This window comes from Streptomyces sp. NPDC020983, from assembly GCF_044333485.1.
Lineage (GTDB): Bacteria > Actinomycetota > Actinomycetes > Streptomycetales > Streptomycetaceae > Actinacidiphila.
Genome location: NZ_JBIRRA010000008.1, coordinates 403,221 through 423,478, shown reverse-complemented (window position 1 = coordinate 423,478; position 20,258 = coordinate 403,221). Strand labels below are relative to the sequence as shown.

24 protein-coding genes are annotated in these 20,258 nt (G+C 73.4%); 9 read left to right on the top strand and 15 right to left on the bottom strand.

Translation table 11 applies throughout. From position 1 onward, the window contains the following. Positions 1-2: 2 nt before the first annotated feature. The 3 genes from ACH4SE_RS21010 to ACH4SE_RS21000 form a co-directional block, all read right to left on the bottom strand. Complete coding sequence (locus ACH4SE_RS21010; RefSeq protein ID WP_398544904.1) at positions 3-917, bottom strand: ATP-binding cassette domain-containing protein; 915 nt, start codon at positions 915-917, stop codon at positions 3-5. Continuing rightward, positions 914-1,309, bottom strand: coding sequence for a GntR family transcriptional regulator (locus ACH4SE_RS21005; protein ID WP_398544903.1), 396 nt, complete (start codon positions 1,307-1,309; stop codon positions 914-916). The genes ACH4SE_RS21010 and ACH4SE_RS21005 overlap by 4 nt, the downstream gene beginning before the upstream one ends. A 69-nt stretch (positions 1,310-1,378) precedes the next feature. Next, complete coding sequence (locus ACH4SE_RS21000) at positions 1,379-1,900, bottom strand: AAA family ATPase (protein WP_398544902.1); 522 nt, start codon at positions 1,898-1,900, stop codon at positions 1,379-1,381. A gap of 164 nt (positions 1,901-2,064) precedes the next feature. Here ACH4SE_RS21000 and deoC point away from each other — a divergent pair, with 164 nt between their 5' ends. The 4 genes from deoC (at position 2,065) to ACH4SE_RS20980 (ending at position 6,032) form a co-directional block, all read left to right on the top strand. Then, positions 2,065-3,063 carry a deoxyribose-phosphate aldolase gene (gene deoC / locus ACH4SE_RS20995; RefSeq protein ID WP_398544939.1) on the top strand — a complete coding sequence of 333 codons (999 nt, stop codon included), beginning with the start codon at positions 2,065-2,067 and terminating at the stop codon, positions 3,061-3,063. A 5-nt stretch (positions 3,064-3,068) separates the two neighbouring features. Next, complete coding sequence (locus tag ACH4SE_RS20990; protein WP_398544901.1) at positions 3,069-4,568, top strand: aldehyde dehydrogenase family protein; 1,500 nt, start codon at positions 3,069-3,071, stop codon at positions 4,566-4,568. After that, a complete protein-coding gene (locus ACH4SE_RS20985) occupies positions 4,555-5,442 on the top strand; it encodes an aldehyde dehydrogenase family protein (protein WP_398544900.1) in 888 nt (295 codons plus the stop codon). The genes ACH4SE_RS20990 and ACH4SE_RS20985 overlap by 14 nt, the downstream gene beginning before the upstream one ends. Positions 5,443-5,621: 179 nt before the next feature. Next, positions 5,622-6,032, top strand: coding sequence for a DUF2795 domain-containing protein (locus ACH4SE_RS20980; protein ID WP_398544899.1), 411 nt, complete (start codon positions 5,622-5,624; stop codon positions 6,030-6,032). Between the two features lie 43 nt (positions 6,033-6,075). Here the strand turns inward: ACH4SE_RS20980 and ACH4SE_RS20975 are convergent, their stop codons facing one another. Further along, a complete protein-coding gene (locus ACH4SE_RS20975; RefSeq protein WP_398544898.1) occupies positions 6,076-6,441 on the bottom strand; it encodes a hypothetical protein in 366 nt (121 codons plus the stop codon). A 195-nt stretch (positions 6,442-6,636) separates the two neighbouring features. Here ACH4SE_RS20975 and ACH4SE_RS20970 point away from each other — a divergent pair, with 195 nt between their 5' ends. Further along, complete coding sequence (locus ACH4SE_RS20970; RefSeq protein ID WP_398544897.1) at positions 6,637-7,251, top strand: uridine kinase; 615 nt, start codon at positions 6,637-6,639, stop codon at positions 7,249-7,251. 31 nt (positions 7,252-7,282) lie between these two features. Here ACH4SE_RS20970 and ACH4SE_RS20965 read toward each other — a convergent pair whose 3' ends face one another. The 4 genes from ACH4SE_RS20965 to ACH4SE_RS20950 all read right to left on the bottom strand — a co-directional run bounded on the left by ACH4SE_RS20965 (position 7,283) and on the right by ACH4SE_RS20950 (position 11,631). Beyond that, the gene (locus tag ACH4SE_RS20965) at positions 7,283-8,179 is read right to left on the bottom strand and encodes an RNA polymerase sigma-70 factor (RefSeq protein WP_398544896.1); all 897 of its coding nucleotides are present in this window, start codon (positions 8,177-8,179) and stop codon (positions 7,283-7,285) included. Positions 8,180-8,208: 29 nt separating this feature from the next. Then, positions 8,209-8,955, bottom strand: coding sequence for an SDR family oxidoreductase (locus ACH4SE_RS20960; protein WP_398544895.1), 747 nt, complete (start codon positions 8,953-8,955; stop codon positions 8,209-8,211). 121 nt (positions 8,956-9,076) lie between these two features. Further along, positions 9,077-9,805 carry a DUF4097 family beta strand repeat-containing protein gene (locus ACH4SE_RS20955; RefSeq protein WP_398544894.1) on the bottom strand — a complete coding sequence of 243 codons (729 nt, stop codon included), beginning with the start codon at positions 9,803-9,805 and terminating at the stop codon, positions 9,077-9,079. Positions 9,806-9,948: 143 nt separating this feature from the next. Next, on the bottom strand, positions 9,949-11,631 hold the full coding sequence (locus tag ACH4SE_RS20950) for an APC family permease (RefSeq protein WP_398544893.1): 1,683 nt from the start codon (positions 11,629-11,631) through the stop codon (positions 9,949-9,951). Positions 11,632-11,979: 348 nt separating this feature from the next. Here ACH4SE_RS20950 and ACH4SE_RS20945 point away from each other — a divergent pair, with 348 nt between their 5' ends. Further along, entirely contained in the window at positions 11,980-12,381 is a 402-nt protein-coding gene (locus ACH4SE_RS20945; protein ID WP_398544892.1) for a hypothetical protein, read from the top strand. 67 nt (positions 12,382-12,448) lie between these two features. Here ACH4SE_RS20945 and ACH4SE_RS20940 read toward each other — a convergent pair whose 3' ends face one another. After that, positions 12,449-13,006: a CGNR zinc finger domain-containing protein gene (locus tag ACH4SE_RS20940; RefSeq protein WP_398544891.1), complete on the bottom strand. Its 558-nt coding sequence runs from the start codon at positions 13,004-13,006 to the stop codon at positions 12,449-12,451. 116 nt (positions 13,007-13,122) lie between these two features. Between ACH4SE_RS20940 and ACH4SE_RS20935 the strand changes: the two genes are divergently transcribed. Together ACH4SE_RS20935 and ACH4SE_RS20930 are read left to right on the top strand one after the other, a co-directional pair. Continuing rightward, positions 13,123-14,010, top strand: coding sequence for an NAD(P)-dependent oxidoreductase (locus ACH4SE_RS20935; RefSeq protein WP_398544890.1), 888 nt, complete (start codon positions 13,123-13,125; stop codon positions 14,008-14,010). Between the two features lie 144 nt (positions 14,011-14,154). Beyond that, a complete protein-coding gene (locus ACH4SE_RS20930) occupies positions 14,155-14,733 on the top strand; it encodes a peptidoglycan-binding protein (RefSeq protein ID WP_398544889.1) in 579 nt (192 codons plus the stop codon). A gap of 134 nt (positions 14,734-14,867) precedes the next feature. Here the strand turns inward: ACH4SE_RS20930 and ACH4SE_RS20925 are convergent, their stop codons facing one another. The 3 genes from ACH4SE_RS20925 to ACH4SE_RS20915 form a co-directional block, all read right to left on the bottom strand. Further along, a complete protein-coding gene (locus tag ACH4SE_RS20925; protein WP_398544888.1) occupies positions 14,868-15,065 on the bottom strand; it encodes a DUF397 domain-containing protein in 198 nt (65 codons plus the stop codon). 118 nt (positions 15,066-15,183) lie between these two features. After that, positions 15,184-15,390 carry a DUF397 domain-containing protein gene (locus ACH4SE_RS20920; protein WP_398544887.1) on the bottom strand — a complete coding sequence of 69 codons (207 nt, stop codon included), beginning with the start codon at positions 15,388-15,390 and terminating at the stop codon, positions 15,184-15,186. After that, entirely contained in the window at positions 15,387-16,214 is an 828-nt protein-coding gene (locus ACH4SE_RS20915; protein ID WP_398544886.1) for a Scr1 family TA system antitoxin-like transcriptional regulator, read from the bottom strand. Before ACH4SE_RS20915 ends, ACH4SE_RS20920 begins: the two co-directional genes overlap by 4 nt. A gap of 205 nt (positions 16,215-16,419) precedes the next feature. Here ACH4SE_RS20915 and ACH4SE_RS20910 point away from each other — a divergent pair, with 205 nt between their 5' ends. After that, positions 16,420-16,863 (top strand): ATP-binding protein, encoded by a 444-nt coding sequence (locus ACH4SE_RS20910; RefSeq protein WP_398544885.1) that lies wholly within the window; start codon positions 16,420-16,422, stop codon positions 16,861-16,863. 380 nt (positions 16,864-17,243) lie between these two features. Here the strand turns inward: ACH4SE_RS20910 and ACH4SE_RS20905 are convergent, their stop codons facing one another. The 3 genes from ACH4SE_RS20905 to ACH4SE_RS20895 all read right to left on the bottom strand — a co-directional run bounded on the left by ACH4SE_RS20905 (position 17,244) and on the right by ACH4SE_RS20895 (position 20,231). Next, positions 17,244-17,765 carry a VanZ family protein gene (locus tag ACH4SE_RS20905; RefSeq protein ID WP_398544884.1) on the bottom strand — a complete coding sequence of 174 codons (522 nt, stop codon included), beginning with the start codon at positions 17,763-17,765 and terminating at the stop codon, positions 17,244-17,246. 283 nt (positions 17,766-18,048) lie between these two features. Next, positions 18,049-18,663 (bottom strand): hypothetical protein, encoded by a 615-nt coding sequence (locus ACH4SE_RS20900; protein WP_398544883.1) that lies wholly within the window; start codon positions 18,661-18,663, stop codon positions 18,049-18,051. Continuing rightward, positions 18,660-20,231: an ATP-binding protein gene (locus ACH4SE_RS20895; protein WP_398544882.1), complete on the bottom strand. Its 1,572-nt coding sequence runs from the start codon at positions 20,229-20,231 to the stop codon at positions 18,660-18,662. Before ACH4SE_RS20895 ends, ACH4SE_RS20900 begins: the two co-directional genes overlap by 4 nt. Between the last annotated feature and the right edge of the window lie 27 nt (positions 20,232-20,258).

Genomic DNA, 20,258 nt, shown 5'->3' with positions numbered 1-20,258 from the left:
CGTCAGACGGTCCCTGCCGGGGTGAGGGCGGCGCGGCCGCCGCTGTCGGCGGCGTGCATCGCGAGCTGCTGGAGGGTGAGCGGGCGCAGGTCGAGCCGCAGGTGCTCGGCGAGCTGCCGGTCGCGGTCGTCGAGGCGGCCGGCCATGACGGCGGTCGTCCGCCCGGCCAGCGCCCGGCGGCTGAGCGTGGGGCGGTCGGCGACGAAGCGCTCGACGCCGGCGGTGGGGCCGGTCACGGTGACGGCGTTGCCGCGCAGGTCGTCGGTGAGGGCGTCCAGGACCAGCCGGCCGTGGTCGAGGACGAGGACGCGTTCCAGCAGGTCGGCGACCTCGTCGATGAGGTGGGTGGAGAGGATGACGCAGCGCGGGTGGGCGGTGAAGTCGGCCAGGAGGTGCCGGTAGAACATGTCCCGCACCACGGCGTCGAGCCCGGCGACCGGCTCGTCGAGGAGCGTCACCTCGGCGTGCGCGGCCAGGCCGAGGACGATGCCGAGGGCCGCGCGCATACCGCGCGAGAGCTTCTTGATGCTGCGGTCCTGCGGCAGCTCGTACGCCTCCAGCAGCTCGGCGGCCAGCTCCGCGTCCCAGTTCGGGTGGAAGAGCGCGCCGGCCGCGATCGCCTGGCGGACCTTCAGGTCGGGGTAGGTCTGGTCCTCGCGGATGAGGATCGTCCGGCGCAGCACGGCGTCGTTCTCGACCGGATCCGCGCCGAGCACGCGGACCGTCCCGGACGAGGGGAAGTCCTGGCCGGCCAGCGTGCGCAGCAGGGTGGTCTTGCCGGCGCCGTTGCGGCCCAGCAGGCCGACGACGGCGGGAGCCTGCACGTCGACGGTGACGCCGGACAGCGCGTGGTGGCCGCCGGGGCCGCCGAAGCGGCGGGTGACGCCGGCCAGCGAGATGACGGCGGGCCCGGTCACGAGACGCTGCCCGCGGACAGGCTGACCGCGCCCCGCTCGTCCCGGACCAGCGCGAGCAGCTCGGCCTCGTCGAGCCCGAGGCGCGCGGCCTCGACGACCAGCGGCCGCACGTACCGCTCGGCGAACTCCCGGCGCCGTGCCTCCAGCAGCCGCTCGCGTGCTCCCTTCGCGACGAACATGCCGACCCCCCGCCGCTTCTCCGCGAGCCCGTCGTCGACGAGCGAGCCCAGCGCGCGGGCGGCGGTCGCCGGGTTGACCCGGTGGAAGGCGGCGAGGTCGTTGGTGGACGGGATCCGTTCGTCCTCGCCGAGCCCGCCGTCGGCGATCTGGTCCGCGAGGGAGGCGGCGATCTGCGCGAAGAGCGGGCCGCCGCTGTCCGGAACTGGTGCCATGGGCTCGGCTCCCGGGGTACGTAGGTTCATTAGTCCACTAACATACCACTGAACCAGTGAAGCGGTCCCCTAGTGAGCCGACTCCACACGTCGGAGCACCGCGTCCGCGGTCTCCTCCGCCGTGAGGCCGCCCGAGTCGAGGACGTTCTCCTCGTACGGGCCGAGATCCGCGAAGCCGTCGTATATCCCGCCGAGGACCTCCCGGTCGGTCAGTGGATGCGGCGAGCGCGTCGTCCCCCGCGTGAGCGCGGTCTCACGGTCCGGCCGCAGGACGACGTACACCAGCCCGACCCCCGCCTCCCGAGCCGCCTCCCGGTACGCGTCCAGGTACCACGGCCCGATCACCCCGTCCACCACCACGTGGTATCCGCCCGCGGCGTACCCGGCCGCGGCCCGCGCGAGGACCCCGGTGACGACGTCGTTCTGCGCCTGGGCCTGCGGCAGGTACGGGGCCACGAACCCCTGCCTGATCGCCGCGTAGAAGTCGTCCGTGTGCAGGTGCACGGCCGGGAAGAGCCTGCTCCCGGCGAGGATTTCCGCGACGGTGGTCTTGCCCGAGCCCGAGGGCCCGCTGAGTACGATGATCTCCATCCCGCCCACCCTAGACACGTCCCGGAGCCCGGGGCCCGCACGCCGGCAGGGCGCCGTCCCCCCGGGGCGAGGGGCGCCCGCGGGAGGCCCGCCCACGGCGGTCCCTCTCCGCCGAGGGGGGGTAGCGACACCGCTACGCGCGTAGATATGCTGGGCCGGTGACCATGCCCAAAGTTGTTCCCGCCCACGCCTCCGGCGCAGCCGCCCGCCTCGCCGGCATGGCGGACGTCACCGCCTCGGACACCGCCCTGCGGAGGTTCCTGCACGGGCTGCCCGGTGTCGACGCCGTCGGCCTGGAGGCCCGCGCCGCCGGCCTCGGTACGCGCTCGGTCAAGACGACCGCGAAGGCGTATGCCATCGACCTGGCCATATCGATGATCGACCTCACGACGCTGGAGGGCTCCGACACCCCCGGCAAGGTGCGGGCGCTGTGCGCGAAGGGCCGTCGGCCCGATCCCACCGACGCGACGGCCCCGCACGTCGCGGCGATCTGCGTCTACCCGGACATGGCGGGCGTGGCCCGCGAGGCGCTCGGCGCGGATTCGGGGATCGCGGTCGCGTCCGTCGCGACGGCCTTCCCCGCGGGCCGCACGAGCCTGCCCGTCAAGCTCGCGGACACCGCGGACGCGGTCGCCGCCGGGGCCGACGAGATCGACATGGTCATCGATCGCGGCGCCTTCCTGGCCGGCCGGTACCTGCAGGTCTTCGAGGAGATCCGCGCGGTCAAGCAGGCCTGCGCCCGTGGCGACGGGACGTCCGCGCACCTCAAGGTGATCTTCGAGAACGGCGAGCTGGCGACGTACGACAACATCCGCCGCTGCTCGTGGCTGGCGATGCTGGCCGGCGCGGACTTCATCAAGACCTCGACGGGCAAGGTCGCCGTCAACGCGACGCCCGCGAACACGCTGCTCATGCTGGAGGCCGTACGCGACTTCCGCGACGCGGTCGGCGTGCAGGTCGGGGTCAAGCCCGCGGGCGGCATCCGGACGTCCAAGGACGCGATCAAGTACCTGGTCATGGTCAACGAGACGGTCGGCGACGACTGGCTCTCGCCCGACTGGTTCCGCTTCGGCGCCTCCAGCCTGCTCAACGACCTGCTGATGCAGCGCCAGAAGCTCAGGACCGGCCGCTACTCCGGCCCCGACTACGTCACGGTGGACTGAACGCGATGACCGACAGCCTCTTCCCCTACGCCCCCGCGCCCGAGTCCCGGGCGATCGTCGACCTCGCGCCGTCCTACGGCCTGTTCATCGACGGCGAGTTCGCCGACGCCGCCGACGGCCGGGTCTTCACGTCCGTCTCGCCGTCGAGCGAGGAGGTGCTCGCCGAGGTCGCCCGCGCGGGCGAGGCGGACGTCGACCGCGCCGTCGCCGCCGCCCGCAGGGCCTTCCCCGCGTGGAGCGCGCTGCCGGGCGCCGAGCGCGGCAAGTACCTCTTCCGCATCGCGCGCATCCTCCAGGAACGCTCGCGCGAGCTGGCCGTCCTCGAAACACTCGACAACGGCAAGCCGATCCGCGAGACGCGGGACGTCGACCTCCCGCTCGTGGCCGCGCACTTCTTCTACTACGCCGGCTGGGCCGACAAGCTCGCCTACGCCGGTTTCGGCCCCGACCCGCGGCCGCTGGGCGTCGCAGGGCAGGTCATCCCGTGGAACTTCCCGCTGCTGATGCTGGCCTGGAAGATCGCCCCGGCGCTCGCCACCGGCAACACGGTGGTGCTCAAGCCCGCCGAGACCACGCCGCTCTCGGCGCTGTTCTTCGCCGACGTCTGCCGCCAGGCCGGGCTGCCGCGCGGTGTCGTCAACATCCTTCCGGGCTACGGCGACGCGGGCGCCGCGCTCGTCGCGCACGAGGACGTCGACAAGGTCGCCTTCACCGGCTCGACGGAGGTCGGCCGGGCCATCGCCCGCAGCGTCGCGGGCACCCGCAAGAAGGTCACGCTCGAACTCGGCGGCAAGGCCGCGAACATCGTCTTCGACGACGCCCCGATCGACCAGGCCGTCGAGGGCATCGTCGACGGCATCTTCTTCAACCAGGGCCACGTGTGCTGCGCGGGCTCGCGCCTGCTGGTGCAGGAGTCCGTGCAGGACGAGCTGCTGGACGCGCTGAAGCGGCGGATGGCCCGGCTGCGGGTCGGCGACCCGCTGGACAAGAACACCGACATCGGCGCGATCAACTCCGCCGAGCAGCTGGCCCGTATCACCGCGCTCGCCGAGGCGGGCGAGTCGGAGGGCGCCGAGCGCTGGTCCCCGGCGTGCGAACTCCCCTCGGCGGGCTACTGGTTCGCCCCGACGCTCTTCACGGGAGTGACGCAGGCGCACCGCATCGCCCGCGAGGAGATCTTCGGCCCGGTGCTGTCCGTGCTGACCTTCCGCACCCCGGCGGAGGCGGTCGAGAAGGCCAACAACACGCCGTACGGGCTGTCGGCGGGCATCTGGACGGAGAAGGGTTCGCGCATCCTGTCGATGGCGAGCAAGCTGCGGGCGGGGGTGGTGTGGGCGAACACGTTCAACAAGTTCGACCCGACGTCGCCGTTCGGCGGCTACAAGGAGTCCGGGTACGGGCGTGAAGGCGGCCGCCACGGCCTGGAGGGCTACCTCGCGGCAGCGGACGGCCGGACGGGCGAGCGGGCGAGTGAGAAGGGGAACGCGACCAATGGGGCTGTCTGAGAAGTCCGCGCAGCAGGCGCGACTCACGGTCTTCAAGACCTACAAGCTGTACGTGGGCGGGAAGTTCCCGCGTTCCGAGAGCGGCCGGGTGTACGAGGTGACGGACTCCAAGAGCGGCGGGTGGCTGGCCAACGCGCCGCTCGCGTCCCGCAAGGACGCGCGGGACGCGGTCGTCGCGGCGCGCAAGGCGGTGCCCGGCTGGTCGGGCGCGACGGCGTACAACCGCGGCCAGGTCCTCTACCGCGTCGCGGAGATGCTGGAGGGACGGCGCGAGCAGTTCGTGCGCGAGGTCGGCGAGGCGGAGGGGCTGTCGAAGTCCAGGGCCGCCGCGGCGGTGGACGCGGCGGTCGACCGCTGGGTCTGGTACGCGGGCTGGACGGACAAGATCGCCCAGGTCGTCGGCGGCGCCAACCCGGTGGCCGGCCCCTTCTTCAACCTCTCGACCCCCGAGCCGACGGGCGTGGTCGCGGTGCTGGCCCCGCAGGACTCCTCGCTGCTCGGCCTGGTCTCCGTCCTGGCCCCGGTCATCGCGACGGGCAACACCGCGGTGGTCGTCGCCTCCGAGGGCTCGCCCCTCCCCGCCCTGAGCTTCGGCGAGGTCCTGGCCTCCTCCGACGTCCCCTCCGGCGTGGTGAACATCCTCTCCGGCCGCACCGCCGAGCTGTCGGCGCCCCTCGCCGCCCACCAGGACGTCAACGCTCTCGACCTGACCGGCGCCGACCCCGCGCTGGCGGCGGAGCTGGAGGCCTCCGCGGCCGACACCCTCAAGCGTGTCCGCCGCCCCTCCGCCGAGGACTGGACGGCGGATCCGGGCACGTCACGCCTGACGTCCTGGCTGGAGACGAAGACGGTCTGGCACCCGATCGGGGTCTGACCGGGCGGGCGGGGCGGCCGGCCCGGCGGCATGTTTCACCTGGAGGCCGAGCGGCAAGCCGCAGGGTGACGCCACGGGGCGGCCGCGCCTGAAGGACGGCGGCCGCCACGGCCCCGCTCATTGCGCTCCACGGGCGGGCGGCGTGAAACGCACGACTCAGCAGCAGGAGGCGCGTCAGTATGGCCGACCAGGGGAGCAACCGGACCGGTCCCGCCCGGGACGACGAGCTCAAGCGCGAGAGCCAGGGCGAGCTGAAGGCGAACCTCGCGCTGCGGCCGGAGGAGGCGTACGAGCCGGAGCCCGCGGGCGGGGACCGGTCCGTGGCGGAGTGGCGTCCCGGCGGCCCGGAGTCCAGCGCGCCGCCCGGGATGACCCCGACCGACGTCGAGGTCCGCAGCGCGCTCGCCCGGCACCTGGAACCGAGTGCCTTCCCCGCCGACCGGGGCGAGCTGCTGACGGCGCTGCGGCGGCACCAGGCGCCGGACGGCTACATCACCCTGGTGGACGGCCTGCCGGCCGACCGGTCGTACACCAACGTGCAGGAGGTCATGCGCACGCTGGGCTTCGGCGTGGAGGCGGGCCGGACCTGACCGCGGGAGGGCCGGACGGGCCCTGGGGCGTGCCAGGCACGCCCTAGTGCGGCAGCAGCCCCGTCACCTCGCCGACCACCGGAAGCGTGCCGAGGGAGCCGCCGCGGGTGACGGGGCCGGTGAGCGTGGTCGTCGACACCGGCCGGAAGTCGGCGACCTGCGAGCCGAGGCCGTTGTCCAGGGGGTCGACGCCGGTGTTGGACAGCGGGTCGAGGGTGAGGTTGCGGACGGGGGCGACGGCCGGGCCCAGCGCGCTGGTCACCGCCGACGCCGGGAGGGCGTCCAGCGCGGAGGCGGCGTCGGGCGCGGCGGCGGGGGCCGGGGCGGAGGCGACCGCTGCCGCGGCCGGGGCGAGGACCGCGGCGGCGGCGGTCATGGTGAGGGCGAGAGCGGTTCGCAGTGAGGGCATCGGGACACCTGGGCCTTGCTCGGAAACGTACGACGTTCGCTGCCCAGCGTAGCCGATCGGGTGCGGATGGTAGCGGGACGCCTGTGGACAGGACTGCGGCGGGCCGTCCACCTGCGGTGTCGCCGGGTGGACGCGGACCGTAGTTGTGGGACCGGGCGGGAGCGTACGCACGGGGATGCCGGAGAATGGTCTCCCGTGAGTTCACTTCCCGCCCGCGTGATCCTGCTGGCCGGGCCTTCGGGCTCGGGCAAGAGCACGCTCGCCGCGCGTTCCGGGGTGCCCGTGCTCGGGCTCGACCACTTCTACAAGGACGAGGACGACCCGACGCTGCCCCGGCTCCCCGGTGGTGCCGGGGACTGGGACGCGCCCGCGTCCTGGAACGCCGACGCGGCGGTGGCCGCGATCGCCTCCCTGTGCACGCGGGGCGTCGCCGACACCCCCGTCTACGACATCGCCACGAGTTCGGCGACCGGCGTCACCCGGCTCGATCTCGGCGGCTCGCCCGTCTTCGTCGCCGAGGGCATCTTCGCCGCCGAGATCGTCGGCCGGGTACGCGAACTCGGCCTGCCCGCCGACGCGGTCTGCCTGCGCGGCCGGCCCTCCACGACGGCCCGGCGCCGCTTCGTCCGCGACATCCGCGAGGGCCGCAAGTCCGTCCCCTTCCTGCTGCGCAGGGGCTGGCACCTCTACCGCACGGAGCGCGCGATCGTCGCCCGCCAGCTCGAACTGGGCTGCACCCCCTGCGACTTCACCGAGGCCCTGGCCCGCATCCTCGCACCCGGCGCGGTGACGGCCCCGCAGGCCGCCTGAGGCGGCGCCCGGGAGGCGGGCGCCGGTCCGCTCAGCGGCGGGTGAGCGGGGTCTCGGTCTCGATCCGGCGCAGTTTCTCCGGGTTGCGGACGAAGTACAGGCCGGTGATCCGGTCGCCGTCCAGCCGGTAGGTCACGACGCTGTCGATCGCACCGCCCAGGCGCACCACGATCGCCGGGTTGGCGTTGACGGCCGCCGCCTCGAACGTGAGCCGCGCCTCGGCCCTGCCCGCCCCGCCGGCGATGTAGCGCAGCACGCGTTCGGCACCGAGAATCGGCCGCAGCGCCGTGCTCTTCAGGCCGCCGCCGTCGGCGAAGAGCACGACGTCGGGCGCGAGCACGTCGAACAGCCCGCGCAGGTCGCCGCTTTCGAGCGCGCTGCGGAAGGATTCCAGGATTCCGCGGTTCTCGGCCGTCGTGACCGTCGTGCGCGGGCGGCGCGCCCGCACGTGCTCCCGGGCCCGGTGCGCGATCTGCCGTACGGCGGCCGGGCTCTTGCCGACGGCGGCGGCGATCTCGTCGTAGCCGGCGTCGAAGACCTCGCGCAGCACGAAGACGGCGCGCTCGGTCGGCTGCAGGGTCTCCAGCACGCACAGCAGCGCCGTCGACAGGCTTTCGGCCAGTTCGGCGTCCTCGGCGACGTCGGGTGCCGTGAGCAGCGGCTCGGGCAGCCACGGCCCGACGTACGTCTCCCTGCGCCGCTTGAGCGCGCGCAGGCGGTTGAGGGCCTGCCGGGTGGCGATCCGCATCAGGTAGGCGCGCGGGTCGCGCACCTGCGCGATGTCGGTGCCGGACCACCGCAGCCATGTCTCCTGGAGCACGTCCTCGGTGTCGGCCACCGAGCCGAGCATCTCGTAGGCGAGGGTGAACATCAGGCCGCGGTGCTCGACGAACACCGCGGTGACCGGGTCGTCCTTGTGGTCGCTCATCGGTGCCTCGGGGTGTGCGGGGGCGGGGGTCACGCGGGCGTCGCGGGGTGGTGCTCCGCCAGCCACGCGGCGAACGACAGGGTGCCACGCGGGCCGGGACCCGTCGGCAGCAGGCCCCCGCTGCTCATCCCGCCCGGCATGTGCACGGGCAGCACGGGGCGCTTGCGGGCGCCGCCCGCGGCCATGAGCCGCCTGGCCATGTCCACCAGCGACTCGACCTGCGGCCCGGCGAGCTCGGGGGCCATCCCCTGCGGCTCCCCGGTCACCAGGTCGGCGAGCGCCTCGCCGACGTCGCGGGCGGCGACCGGCTGGACGGGTGCCTTCGGCATGAGCGCGAGGGGGCCGGGCAGCTGGGCGAGCGTCTGCCCGGCGAACTCGTGGAACTGCGTGGCCCGCAGGATCGTCCACGGCACCGCACCGCGCCGCACGATCTCCTCCTGGTGCAGCTTGCCCGCGTAGTACGGGTTCTTCACCCGGTCGATGCCCACGATCGACAGCGCCACCAGGTGCCGTACGCCCGCCCGCGCCGCGGCGTCGGCGAGGTGGCGCCCGGCGGCGTCGAAGAAGGCCGCGACGGTCTTCCTGCGGGCGCTCGTGACGTTGCTGGCGTCCACGAGGGCCTCGGCGCCGGCCAGCGCCGCGTCCAGCCCGGCCCCGGTGACCAGGTCCACGCCGGCGCCCCGCGACATCACCACGACGTCGTGCCCGCGGGCGCGCAGCGCCTCCACCGCGTACCGCCCCGCCTGCCCGGTGCCACCGGCGACTGCGATCTTCATGTCCACTCCCGTTCGTCCGGCCCTTTCACGGAACCAGACACCGGGCATCCGGCGGCTGTGACAGCTCCGCCCGTGATCCGCGCCACAAATCCGGTGGCCAGGGGGCGCGGCGGGACCGCGGCTACCCCTGCCGCAGCGTCAGCGAGCCGTTGGACGTCGACAGGTCCAGGCGGTGGGCGCCCGCCGGGTCGTCGGCGACCCCGACCTTCTTCGCGGCGTTCGACGTCTTCGCCGACACCCGGTAGGCGCCGGGCGCCGCCGTGACGGTGATGCTCGCGTTGGAGGTGCGGGCGCGGACGTCCTGCGGGACCGGCGTCGCCACGGTGATCGACCCGTTGGACGACTCCGCGTCGACGCCGCCCCTGGTGCCCGTGACCTGGACGGAGCCGTTGGAGGTACGGGCCTTCACCGCGCCGGCGGCGCCGGAGACGGTGATCTTCCCGTTGCTGGTGTGGACGTCCGCGGTGCCGACGCCCCTGAGCGTGATCGCGCCGTTGGACGTGCCGCCCGCGACGGGCAGCCCGGCGGGCACGGTGACGACGTAGTCGGCCCCGCAGTTGTGGCCGCAGCCCGACAGCCACAGCACGCCCCCCTCCACGTGCGAGCTCGCCCCCGGCCTGTCCCCGCGGTAGTGCACCTCCCGGTGCACCGACACCGCGGTGGCCCCCGCCGAACCCTCCACCCGCACGAAGCCGTCGCTGTCGTCGAGCCGGACGGCGGTGACCTTCTCCGTCACCGTGGTGTCGTCCTTCGCCGTCTTCGACCGCACACCGTCACAAGCGGCCACCCCGCCGAGGGCGAGCGCGGCGAGCACCGCGCCGGTGAGGATGCGTTGCTGCGGGCGTGCCATGAGTTCCTCCGGGGAATCGAGCCGTGGCGACCGGACACCCCGAGCCTAGGCACCCCCCACCTCCCCTTTCGCTGGGGACAGCCCCCCGGTCCACCCCCCGGACCGCCCCCCGGCGCGGTGGCCGGGCGGCGGGACGCGGCCGCTCAGGGGGTCCTGCCCAGTTCCTCCTCCTCGGTGCGGGACTCCGCCTCGGCCTCACTGATGTACTCCTGCACGCGGGCCGCCGGAAGGCGGACGCGCAGGGCGAGGAGGTAGACGATCGCGGCGAGGGCCAGGTTGGCCACGAAGCCCCAGCCCAGGCCGATCCAGCCGCGGCCGCCGTCGTAGTCGCCCGCCCAGCTGGCGAGCGCCAGGCCGCCGAGCCACGGCAGCAGCCAGGTCGCTCCCGCCCGCACGTCGAGCTTCGGCGCGCGGTCGCCGCCGGTGACTTCGAAGACGGCCAGCAGCACGAAGCCGATGCCGATGGTGGCGAAGAGCTTCCAGTTGGTGTTCCAGCCGGCCCAGTAGACGATCAGGTTCGAGGAGTACAGGCCGAGGAAGGGGATGACGTCGCCGCCGGGGACCCGGAAGACCCGCGGGTGGTCCGGCAGCTGCCGGCGCATCGCGGCCAGCACCAGGGGGCCCGATCCGAAGGACAGCACGGTCGCGGAGGTGATGAAGCCGACGAGCTGCTGCCAGCTGGGGAAGGGCAGGAAGACGATGAGGCCGATCACGAACGTCACGACCAGGCTGATGAGCGGCGCCCCGCGCGGGGTGGTGCGGGCCAGGGCCTCGGGCGCGTTGCGGTTGCGGCCCATGGCGTAGGAGATCCGCGCCGTGACGGTGGTGTAGATCAGGCCGGTGTCGGCGGGCGAGATCACCGCGTCCACGTACAGCAGGTAGGCCAGCCAGCCCAGGCCGATGGCGCTGGAGATCGCGGCGAGCGGCCCGAAGTCGTCGGTGAACTGGAGGCTGAGCCAGCCGTGCGAGGCGGCGAGGTCGTGCCCGGGGACGGCGGCGAGGAAGGCGACCTCCAGCAGTATGTAGATCACCGCGGTGACGGCCACCGAGCCGATCACCGCGAAGGGGACGTTGCGCTTCGGGTTGTCCGTCTCACCGGCCAGTTCGATCGCCTGCCGGAAGCCGAGGAAGGAGAAGGTGATCCCGGCGGTGGAGATGGCGGTGAAGACGCCCTTGCCGCCGCCGGGCGCGAAGCCGCCGTACTCCGCGGCGTCGAAGTTGTGCCCGTGGAAGGAGGTGGCCAGGAACGCCGCGATCACCAGCAGGATGATGCCGAGCTTCCACCACACCAGGACGTTGTTGACCCGGGCGAACCAGCGGATCCCGAAGTAGTTCAGCGTCACGAAGAAAGCCATGGCCACAACGGCGACCGCGTACCCGAGCCCGGTCAGGGTGTGGGTGCCGGTACTCGGGTGGGATTCGGTGAAATCCGCCCATTTCGTGGCGTACTGCAAGGCCCCCTCGACCTCGATGGGCGCCACGGTGGCCGCCGCGATCCAGGTGATCCAGCCCATCGTGTAACTCGCGAAGGACCCGAAGGACAGGTGCGGGAAGCGCACCACGCCGCCGGAGAGCGGGAACATGGTGCCCAGCTCGGCGAAGCACAGGCCGATGAGCAGGATCATCACAGCCGCGAGGCCCCACGAGAACACCGAGGCCGGACCCGCCTCGCGGGCCGCGTTCAGCGCCCCGAACAGCCACCCGGAGCCGATGATCGACCCGACGCAGGCGAAGAGCAGGCTGACCCGCCCCAGGTCCCGCCGCAGCGCCGGCTTGTCCGGTGGCGCGCCCGCCGCCTCGTGCGGTTGTGTGGATGTCTCGCTCATACCGACCGTCCTTGCCGTTGCCGGCGGCGGGGCCGGGGCCGGTCACCGGCCACCCGCTCCCACCGCATGCTCTACGAAGGCGGCCTGCCCGCAGTTCGCCCGGGCATGCGCGATCACCGCTCGTGCACGACATGTCCGCACATGGTGTTCGACGTCGGGGACTCCCGCGTGCACGGCGTGCCGCCGCGGTCCGCCTCGCGGCGCTGAGCGCTGCCGGACGGGTACACACGCCGCCCGGCTGACGGCGAGGGGCGGGCCCGGCGGTCACCGCCCGGCTGACGGCGGGCCTCTCGGTCCCGGCGGTCACCGCCCGCCGGGCCGACGTCCGCCGAACAGGGGGAAACACCGATGCTCAAACGTCTCGCGGCGAAGGCCGGTGTCGTCGCCGCCTCGGCGGCGCTGCTCGCCGGGGCGAACCTCGGCACCGCGCAGGCCAGCACGACCGCCGGGTACATAGGCGACGGGTACGCGAACAACGCCAACGCGGTGTGGTGCGTCCAGCACCTCTACAACGCCTGGGCGAAGGTGCAGAGGGACGTCTACGGCTACGTTACGCGCGACATCGGCGAGAACGGGGTCTGGAACGCGGAGACCGAGAACGCTGTGACCCTGTTCCCGTACGGGTACAGCTACCTCACCCCGGATGGCATCGTCGGCCCGTCGACCGGCACCCTGCTGCTGAAGCAGGACACCTACTACGGGGGCCACAACTACTGCTTCCCGTACATCCCCAGCTCGCAGTACTACTGACCGCGACCTCCGAGGGCCGCGCCCGCCGGGGATCCCGGCGGGCCCGGAACCCCGTCGGACGGTCGGGTCAGCTCCCGCCGAGCCGCGACTTCTTGACCCTGTTGCCGCACGTGTTCATGGAGCACCAGCGGCGGTTGGCGGCGCGGCTGGTGTCGAGGAAGAGCCCCGCGCACCCGGGGCCCTCGCAATTCTTGACGCGGCCGCGGTCGGGGCCGCCGAGGACGTGGACGGCGTCCGTCGCCAGGACGCCCAGGGCGTCGGCGACGGGCGCCGCCGCCGTCAGGCGCCAGGCCGCGCGGCCGTGTTCGAGCACGGCCTTCGCGTGCCCGGCGGCCGCTGCCGCGTTGAGGGTGCGGACATCCCGCGGCTCGGGCCGCCGGCCCGCCGCGACAGCCGAGCCGGCCCGGTGGATCGCCTCGCGCAGCGCGACGGCGTCGTCCAGGTCGCGCGGTGACACGTCCGTGACCCCGAGCCCGGCGGCCCGCAGCCACATCCCCAGCAGGGCGGGGCCGGTCAGCCGCTCCCGGGGGGCCGCGCCGGCCCGGTCGCTGACGGTGGCGGTGAAGCGGAAGGCCAGGACCTCGTTGTCCATGCGGAACACACGACGTACGTCCTCGGTCGTCATTCCCGGCCTCCTCCGCGCGCGGCACTCTCGGGTGAACCGTCTCAGCCGGTTCGACAAGAGCATAGCCCCATGACACGATGAACCGTCTCGGACGGTTCATGGAGAGGGGTTCCCACGTGGGCGACATCGCGGTCATCGGGCTGGGAGCGATGGGGCGGCCCATCGCACGCAATCTCGTGCGGGCGGGCCACGACGTCGTGGTGTGGAACCGCTCCGACGGGCCTGCGGACGAACTCGTCGCCGCGGGCGCCCGCCGGGCCGCTTCGGTCGCGGAGGCCGTGCGCGCGCCGGTGGTCTTCTCGGTCCTGTCCGACGACAGGGCCTTCGCCGAGACGTTCCTCGACTCCGGCGTCCTCACCCACGCCCGCGGCGGGGCCGTTCACGTCAACCTCGCGACGGTGAGCGCCGGTCTGGCCCGCCGGGCCGAGGCGGTGCACACCGGGCACGGTGTCGCCTACGTCGCCGCGCCGGTCTTCGGCCGTGTTCCGGTCGCCGAGGCCGGGGCCCTCAACATCCTCGCGGCGGGTGCGCACGGGCCGGTCGACCGGGTGCTGCCCTTCTTCGACGTGATCGGCTCGCGGACCTGGCGGCTCGGCGAGCGCCCGGAGCAGGCCAACGTCGTGAAGATCCTCGGGAACTACCTGATCGCCTGCGCGATCCAGTCGCTGGGTGAGGCCGTCAGTGTCGCGGAAGGCGCCGGCGTCGACCCGGGGCAGCTCGTCGAACTGCTCACCTCAACACTCTTCCCGGGAACCGTCCACACCGGCTACGGCTCGATGATCGCCGAACGGCGCTACCAGCCGGCCGGCTTCACCACCCTCCTGGGCCGCAAGGACCTCCACCTCGCGCTCGACGCGGCAGCCGACCACGGCATCCCCCTCCCCACCGGCGAACTGCTGCGGGCCGTCTTCGACCAGGCCGTCGCCGACGGCCGCGGGGAGGACGACTGGGCAGCCGTCACGGAGCAGCAACCACGGGCGACCGCGGCCGACCGTCGGACGTGACGGCGGCCGACCGGCGGAGCGCACGGAAAGCGGCGGGCTTCGAGAGCCCGCACGATCTTCACAAGGGCACTGCCCGGCGTCTACGGTCCTCCCTGGTGATCACGTGATCGCCGCAAGCTTGCCCCGCATTCGGGAGGGAATTCCATGAGTTCATCCGCGCTCCGGAGCCGTACGCTCCGGCGCATCGCCGTGCCGCTGGCGGCCACCGCCGTCGCGCTCGGTGTCGCCGCCGCGACGGCCACGCCCGCCGCCGCGAGCAACAGCTACAACGGCAACGCCTACATCAGCGGATCCGACACCCCGGCCGACGACCTCAACGACGAGGGCGCCGTCAACATGAGCACCAACACGGTGTCGAGCGTCACCTGCTTCTGGCAGAACATCCTCTACCTGGACGGATACCTCTCCAAGAGCGGGATCGACGGCTCGTTCGGCCCGGCGACGAAGACCGCCACGGCCCAGTGGCAGGGGGACAGGGGGCTGTCCGCGGACGGCTCCGCGGGCAAGGCCACCTTCACGGAGGCCGGGATCGCGTTCGGCTCCAACTGGCACTGGACCGAGAACACTTCCGGCGGGAGGTACTGGGTCGGGTACAGGCCCTCCCACGTCCCGGTCGAATCCGCTCTGGAGGTCACCCGCCCCTTCGACGGGGGCGCCTGGTCGTTCCTCAACAAGAGGACCGGTAAGTGGGTGACAGCCGCCTACAACACGAACGCCTGCTGACCCCACAGGCCCGCCGGGACTGCCGCCCCTCCCTCCCGAGCAACACGCCGGCAGCCCCGGCGGGCCGCGTTCGCCCGCTGAGGGCGCACCGAAAGACCCGCGAGGCCGGTCCGGCCACGGGCCTTCGGGCTGACTCACACGCCGGGGATGTCCCCGCTCCGCACGGCCGCCACGAAATCCGCCCACGCGGCGGGCGTGAACGCGAGAGCGGGGCCGGACCTGTCCTTCGAGTCCCGGACGGGGACGGTGCCGGGGACGTTCACCGCGACCTCGACGCAAGCGCCGCCGTTCTCGCTGTACGAGGACGTGAACCAGCGGGGAGCCGGACTCATCACGGAGGGTCCTTTCGTCGCATGCACGAAGTGCCGTTCCATGGACGAGTGTTCCGCGTCGCCGGCCACACTGAAAGACCCCGCGATGTCGACGTGACCGCGGGGCCCTCGGGGAGACTCACACGCCGGGGATGTCCCCACTCCGCACGGCCGCTACGAAATCAGCCCACGCGGCGGGCGTGAAGGCGAGAGCGGGGCCGGACCTGTCCTTCGAGTCCCGGACGGGGACCGTGCCGGGGACGTTCACCGCGACCTCGACGCAAGCGCCGCCGTTGTTGCTGTACGAGGACGTGAACCAGCGGGGGGAGTCGTTCGTCGTCGTCACGAGATGCCCTTTCGTATCTCCTGGATCATGGCCACCGTGTCCGCCTGGGACAGCGCCTCGGCCTGTAGCTGATGGTAGGCCCCCAGCATGGGCAGGACTGACGGTGTTTCACGGTCCAGGTGCCCCCGGGTCTGGGACTCGGCGTAGGCGAGCATCGAACGGTCGGGCATCGTCAGTAGGTAAACGGGCAGGTCGAACGGGCGGCGCTCGCCCGACTCGAACGGGATCACCTGGAGCACGGTGGACGGCTTTGCGGCGCACGCCACCAGCTGGTCGAGCTGCTCGGCCATGACCTCCGGGCCCCCGACGAGCCGCCGGACGCAGCTCTCGTCCATCACCACGAGCACCGTCGGCGGGCGGTGGCGCGCCAGCGCCTCCTGCCGCTCCGCGAGGAAAGCCAGTCGCTCCTCGGCGTACTGCTGGGTGATCGCCCCGCGCCGGACGGCGCTGTCGGCCAGCACGCGCGCGTAGGCGGGCGTCTGCAGCAGCCCCGGGACGATGCCGATCTCGTAGAGCCGGATCTCGACCGCGCGCCCCTCGTACCCCACGTATTCCGGGAATCCCTCCAGCAGTGCACCGTTGCGCAATTCCCGCCACAAGCGTTCGAACTTGTCGCCCGTGCCCAGGGCGCGGTCCGAACTCTGCGAGAAGCGCAAGGTTGGAGGTTTGCGCGCAGTTTCCACGGCGGAGACGTGGGACCCCGCATACCCCATCTCGGCGGCCAGCTCATCTTGCGTCCAGCCCCGCTGCTCCCGTGACGTGCGCAGATGCACGCCGAACGACGCTCGGGGCGATTTTCCCGGCTCCAATTCCTTGCGATTCACAGGGGGCCTCGCCAACTTTCCTTGCTCGATCGATCAGTTGAACGCGTTCCTGACGATCGGTCAGTCTGAACGCCTCGGTAGCGATTCTGCTACGGAGAGGCGCGGACACGCCCGGAAATGCCTGATCTGCGGCGACCTCCGGCAGAAAAGGCCGTTCCGGCCGCGCGCCTCGCCGGACCGCGCGCAGGGAGAAGAGGGTCCAGCCATGTACGAGATGACATCCCCGGCCTCGCCGGGAAAAACCCCGCCCGGGGCCGGGGACACGGTGGTCCACCGGTGGGCGCAGACGCCCGCCTGTGTCGGGCAGGCGCGGCGGATGCTGCGGGAGACGCTGGGCCGCTGGGAGCTGGCGGACCTCGCGGACGACTGCGTCCTCGTGCTCTCGGAGCTGCTGGCCAACGCCGTCCAGCACGCGGACAGCCCCGACCGCACGGTCGGCACCTGCTTCCGGCGGCTGCCCGGCACGGACGGCGTGCGGATCGAGGTGCTGGACGCGGACGGCGGGCGGCTGCCGCAGGTGCCGGACCCGGCCGGCGGGGAGGACGTACGGGGGCGCGGGCTGCTGCTCGTGGGCGCGTGCACCGGCGAGCGGTGGGGGGTCGTCCTCGGGGCCGCGGGCAAGTCCGTGTGGGGCGAGGTGGCGCGGTGACCGCCGAGAGCGCCGGGAACACTGCGGGCGCCGCGGGCGCCGGGAACGCCGCGGGCGCCGAGAGCACGGTGCTCTGTGAAGCCGCCGTGCTCCTGCCGCCCGGTCTGCGCGCGGCGCTGCTCGCGGACCACCCCGCCGCCGACCGGCGGCGGGTCTGTGACGAGCTGGTCTGCGCGCTCGGGGCCCACCCGCGCGGCGAGCACTTCGCCGTCGTCTACGACGACTTCCCCGCCCCTCCGGGTGGCGCGCTCTGGACGCGCTGGGCGGACGGCGAGCCGCCCGGCACGTACTGGCTGCGGGCGGACTGCCCCGGCCGCTCGCCCGCGGAGAGGCCTGCGGGTACTTCGCCGCGCACCCGGGGTCCCACACGTGGGAGGGGGTTACGGAGCCCCCACCCCGGTAGGGGCCAGCGAGGCCGGGGCGCCCGGCGGGGGCGGTGGCGGGGAGGCCGTCCGGCGGCGGCGGAGGTGGCGGCGGGTGGTGGGGACGACGAGCAGGTGGGCCAGGGCCACGCCCGCGGTGTTGAGGATCAGCGCGTCGACGTCGAAGAGCTGGCCCGGGACCATGGTCTGGGTGAACTCGACGGACAGCGAGATCATCAGACCCGCGAAGACCGTGCGCAGGAACGACGCGACGGCCGAGGTCCGGAGGCGGCCGCCGGCCATCGGGAGAAGGAAGCCGAGCGGGGCGAGCAGGCCGAGCCCGGCGAGCAGGTGGCGGGCGGCGGTGACGGGCGGGAGCCGGAGGTCGTCGCGGATGGTGCCGAACGGGCGCAGGTTCGGGGACGGCACCCATGCCACGTAGTGAGGTCGCAGCAGCAGCCACCCGGTGAACGAGAGGTAGGCCGCCGTCAGCAGGAGGCCGGCGGCGCGCACCCGGTATATGGAGCCTTCGTGCTGCACACCGCCCAAGACGCGGCCCGCGGGCGGACGGTTCCCGTCCGGTGGGTGTGACGGGCCGCACGCCGGCCGTAGGCGGGCCCTGCGCCCCTGGTCGCGTGCCGGTTGCGGCCGGCGTACGGCCGTACGGCTGCGCGGCCGTACGCGCCGTTCCGGCGGCACGGGCGGTGCGCCGGCGTACGAAGCGGAGCCGCCCCGCCGGGCCGGGGTGGGCACGCACCGCGAGCCCGCCGCGGACAGGCACCGCCGGGCCGTACGCGCGGCGCCCGGCGGGGCGAGGCGCGGCTCAGCCGGTCTCCGTGCCCGCGTTCTCCGCGGCCTCCGGGCGCGTCTGGAGGTCGTCCGTGCACTGGTAGCTGCGGACGGACCTGGACCGCTCCGGGCCGCCGAGCACGACCGTGCGGGGCGGCGAGGCGAGCGGGCTCTCGGCCACCGTGCAGACGATCTGGGCCAGCGCGAAGGAGGGGAGGTCCTCGATGGACTGGCTGAGCCGCAGCGCGTCGGCGGGGTCGCCCGGCGCCGGGCCGAGGATCTGGAGGCTGCCCGGCACGGCGCTGGAGAAGCCCGCCTTGGCCTCCTCGCCCAGCACGCTGCGCTGGAGCTGCCGGACCAGTTCGTTGACCTGCTCGACCCGGTTCGCGGCCTGCGGGCGGACGACGACCGTGCGCCGTACGGGCGTGGTCTGGCCCCCGCACACCAGGTAGATCTTCTCTATCTGGGCGTCCACGGCACCCGGCGAGTTGTCCGGGGCCGGCGTCTGGCAGGAGACCCGCGAGGGCGCGGGCCCGGCGTCGACCGGCACGGTGGTGGAGCGGATGCCGCACGCTCCGGCCAGCGGCAGCGCGGCGGCCGCGAGCAGCACGCCGGCCGCGGCACGGGGGGAGCCGAAGGGCGCTCTCACTGCTGCGCACCCCCCGCCGGGCCCTCGCCGGAGGAACCGTTCGGACGGCCCTCGCCGTTCTCGGCGTTCCCGCCGTTCACCGCGTCGTAGGGCTGCGCGGCCTGGCCGCCGCCGTTCTGGCCGCCCGCGCGCGGGCGGCGCGGCAGGCGCAGGGTGAAGACGGCGCCGCCCTCGGGGCGGTTGGCGGCGCTGATGTCGCCGCCGTGGATGTGGGCGTTCTCCAGCGCGATGGACAGGCCCAGGCCGCTGCCCTCGGAGCGGCGGCGGGAGGCGTCGGCCTTGTAGAAGCGGTCGAAGACGTGCGGCAGGACGTCCTCCGGGATGCCGGGTCCGTTGTCGGAGACGGCCACGACGATGTCGCCCCCGTCGCCGGGGGCGTCCGGGTCCTCCTGGATCCTGACGCAGACCGGCGAGCCGCCGTGCTTGAGCGCGTTGCCGATCAGATTCGCCATGATCACGTCCAGCCGTCTCGGGTCGAGCGTGGCGAGCACGCCGCGCGGCGCGTCCAGTTCGACGGAGTCCAGCCACGCGCGGGCGTCCATGCACGCCATGACCTGCTCGCCGACGTCCACCTCGTCGACCCGCAGCTTCGCCGTTCCCGCGTCGAACCGGGTGACCTCCATCAGTGTCTCCACCAGTTCGTTCAGCCGCCGGGTCTCGCTGACGACCAGCCGGACGGCCGGTGCGATCATCGGGTCCAGCGCGTCCGCCTCGTCCTCCAGCACGTCGCTGACGGCCGTGATCGCGGTCAGCGGGGTCCGCAGTTCGTGCGACATGTCCGCGACGAAGCGGCGGCTCGCCGCCTCGCGCGCGCTCAGCTCCTCGACGCGCTTCTCCAGCGCCTCGGCCGCGTTGTTGAAGGTCTGCGACATCTCCGCCAGCTCGTCGGTACCGGTGACCTTCAGCCGGGTGTCGAGCTTGCCCTCGCCGAGCGCCCGCGCCGCCTCGCCGAGCCGCCGCACCGGGCGCAGCACCGCCGCGCCCGCGGCCTGCGCGAGCAGCGCGGAGCCGATGAGGGCGAGCAGCGTGGCGATACCGAGGGACCAGGCCAGCGAGTTGAGGTCCTTGCGCTCGGCGTCGAGCGATTTGAGCATGTAGCCGGTCGGCCCGCCGCCGTTGATCTGGGCGCCGGCGACCAGGTAGGGGCGGCCCTGGAGCGAGATCCGCTCCCAGTGCAGGTGGTACTTGCCGTCGTCCTTCAGGTGCCGGGTGTTGACGGCTTTGCGCAGCGTCGCCGGCACGTCGTCGAGGGTGAAGACGTCGCGGTCGGACGTCGCCGCGCAGTCCTGGCCGTCCGAGGCCTTGCCGAGCAGCACCACCTCGTACGTGTCCGCGTCCCCTATCCGCCCGGCGGCGGTGTCGAGCGAGGAGCAGGTGGGCGTGACGGGCAGCGAGGCGGCGTTGCGCTGGAGCGAGTCGCGGAAGTCGTTGAGCGCGCTGTTCTGCGCGCGGGTGAGGACGGCGTCGCGGTTGAGCCAGTAGGCGATGCCGGACACCGACACCGCCGCGGTCAGCGCGACCGCCGCGAAGACGGCGACCAGCCGCAGCCGCAGACTCGTCCAGCGCAATATGCCGCTCCCCCAGCGTGCGGGGCG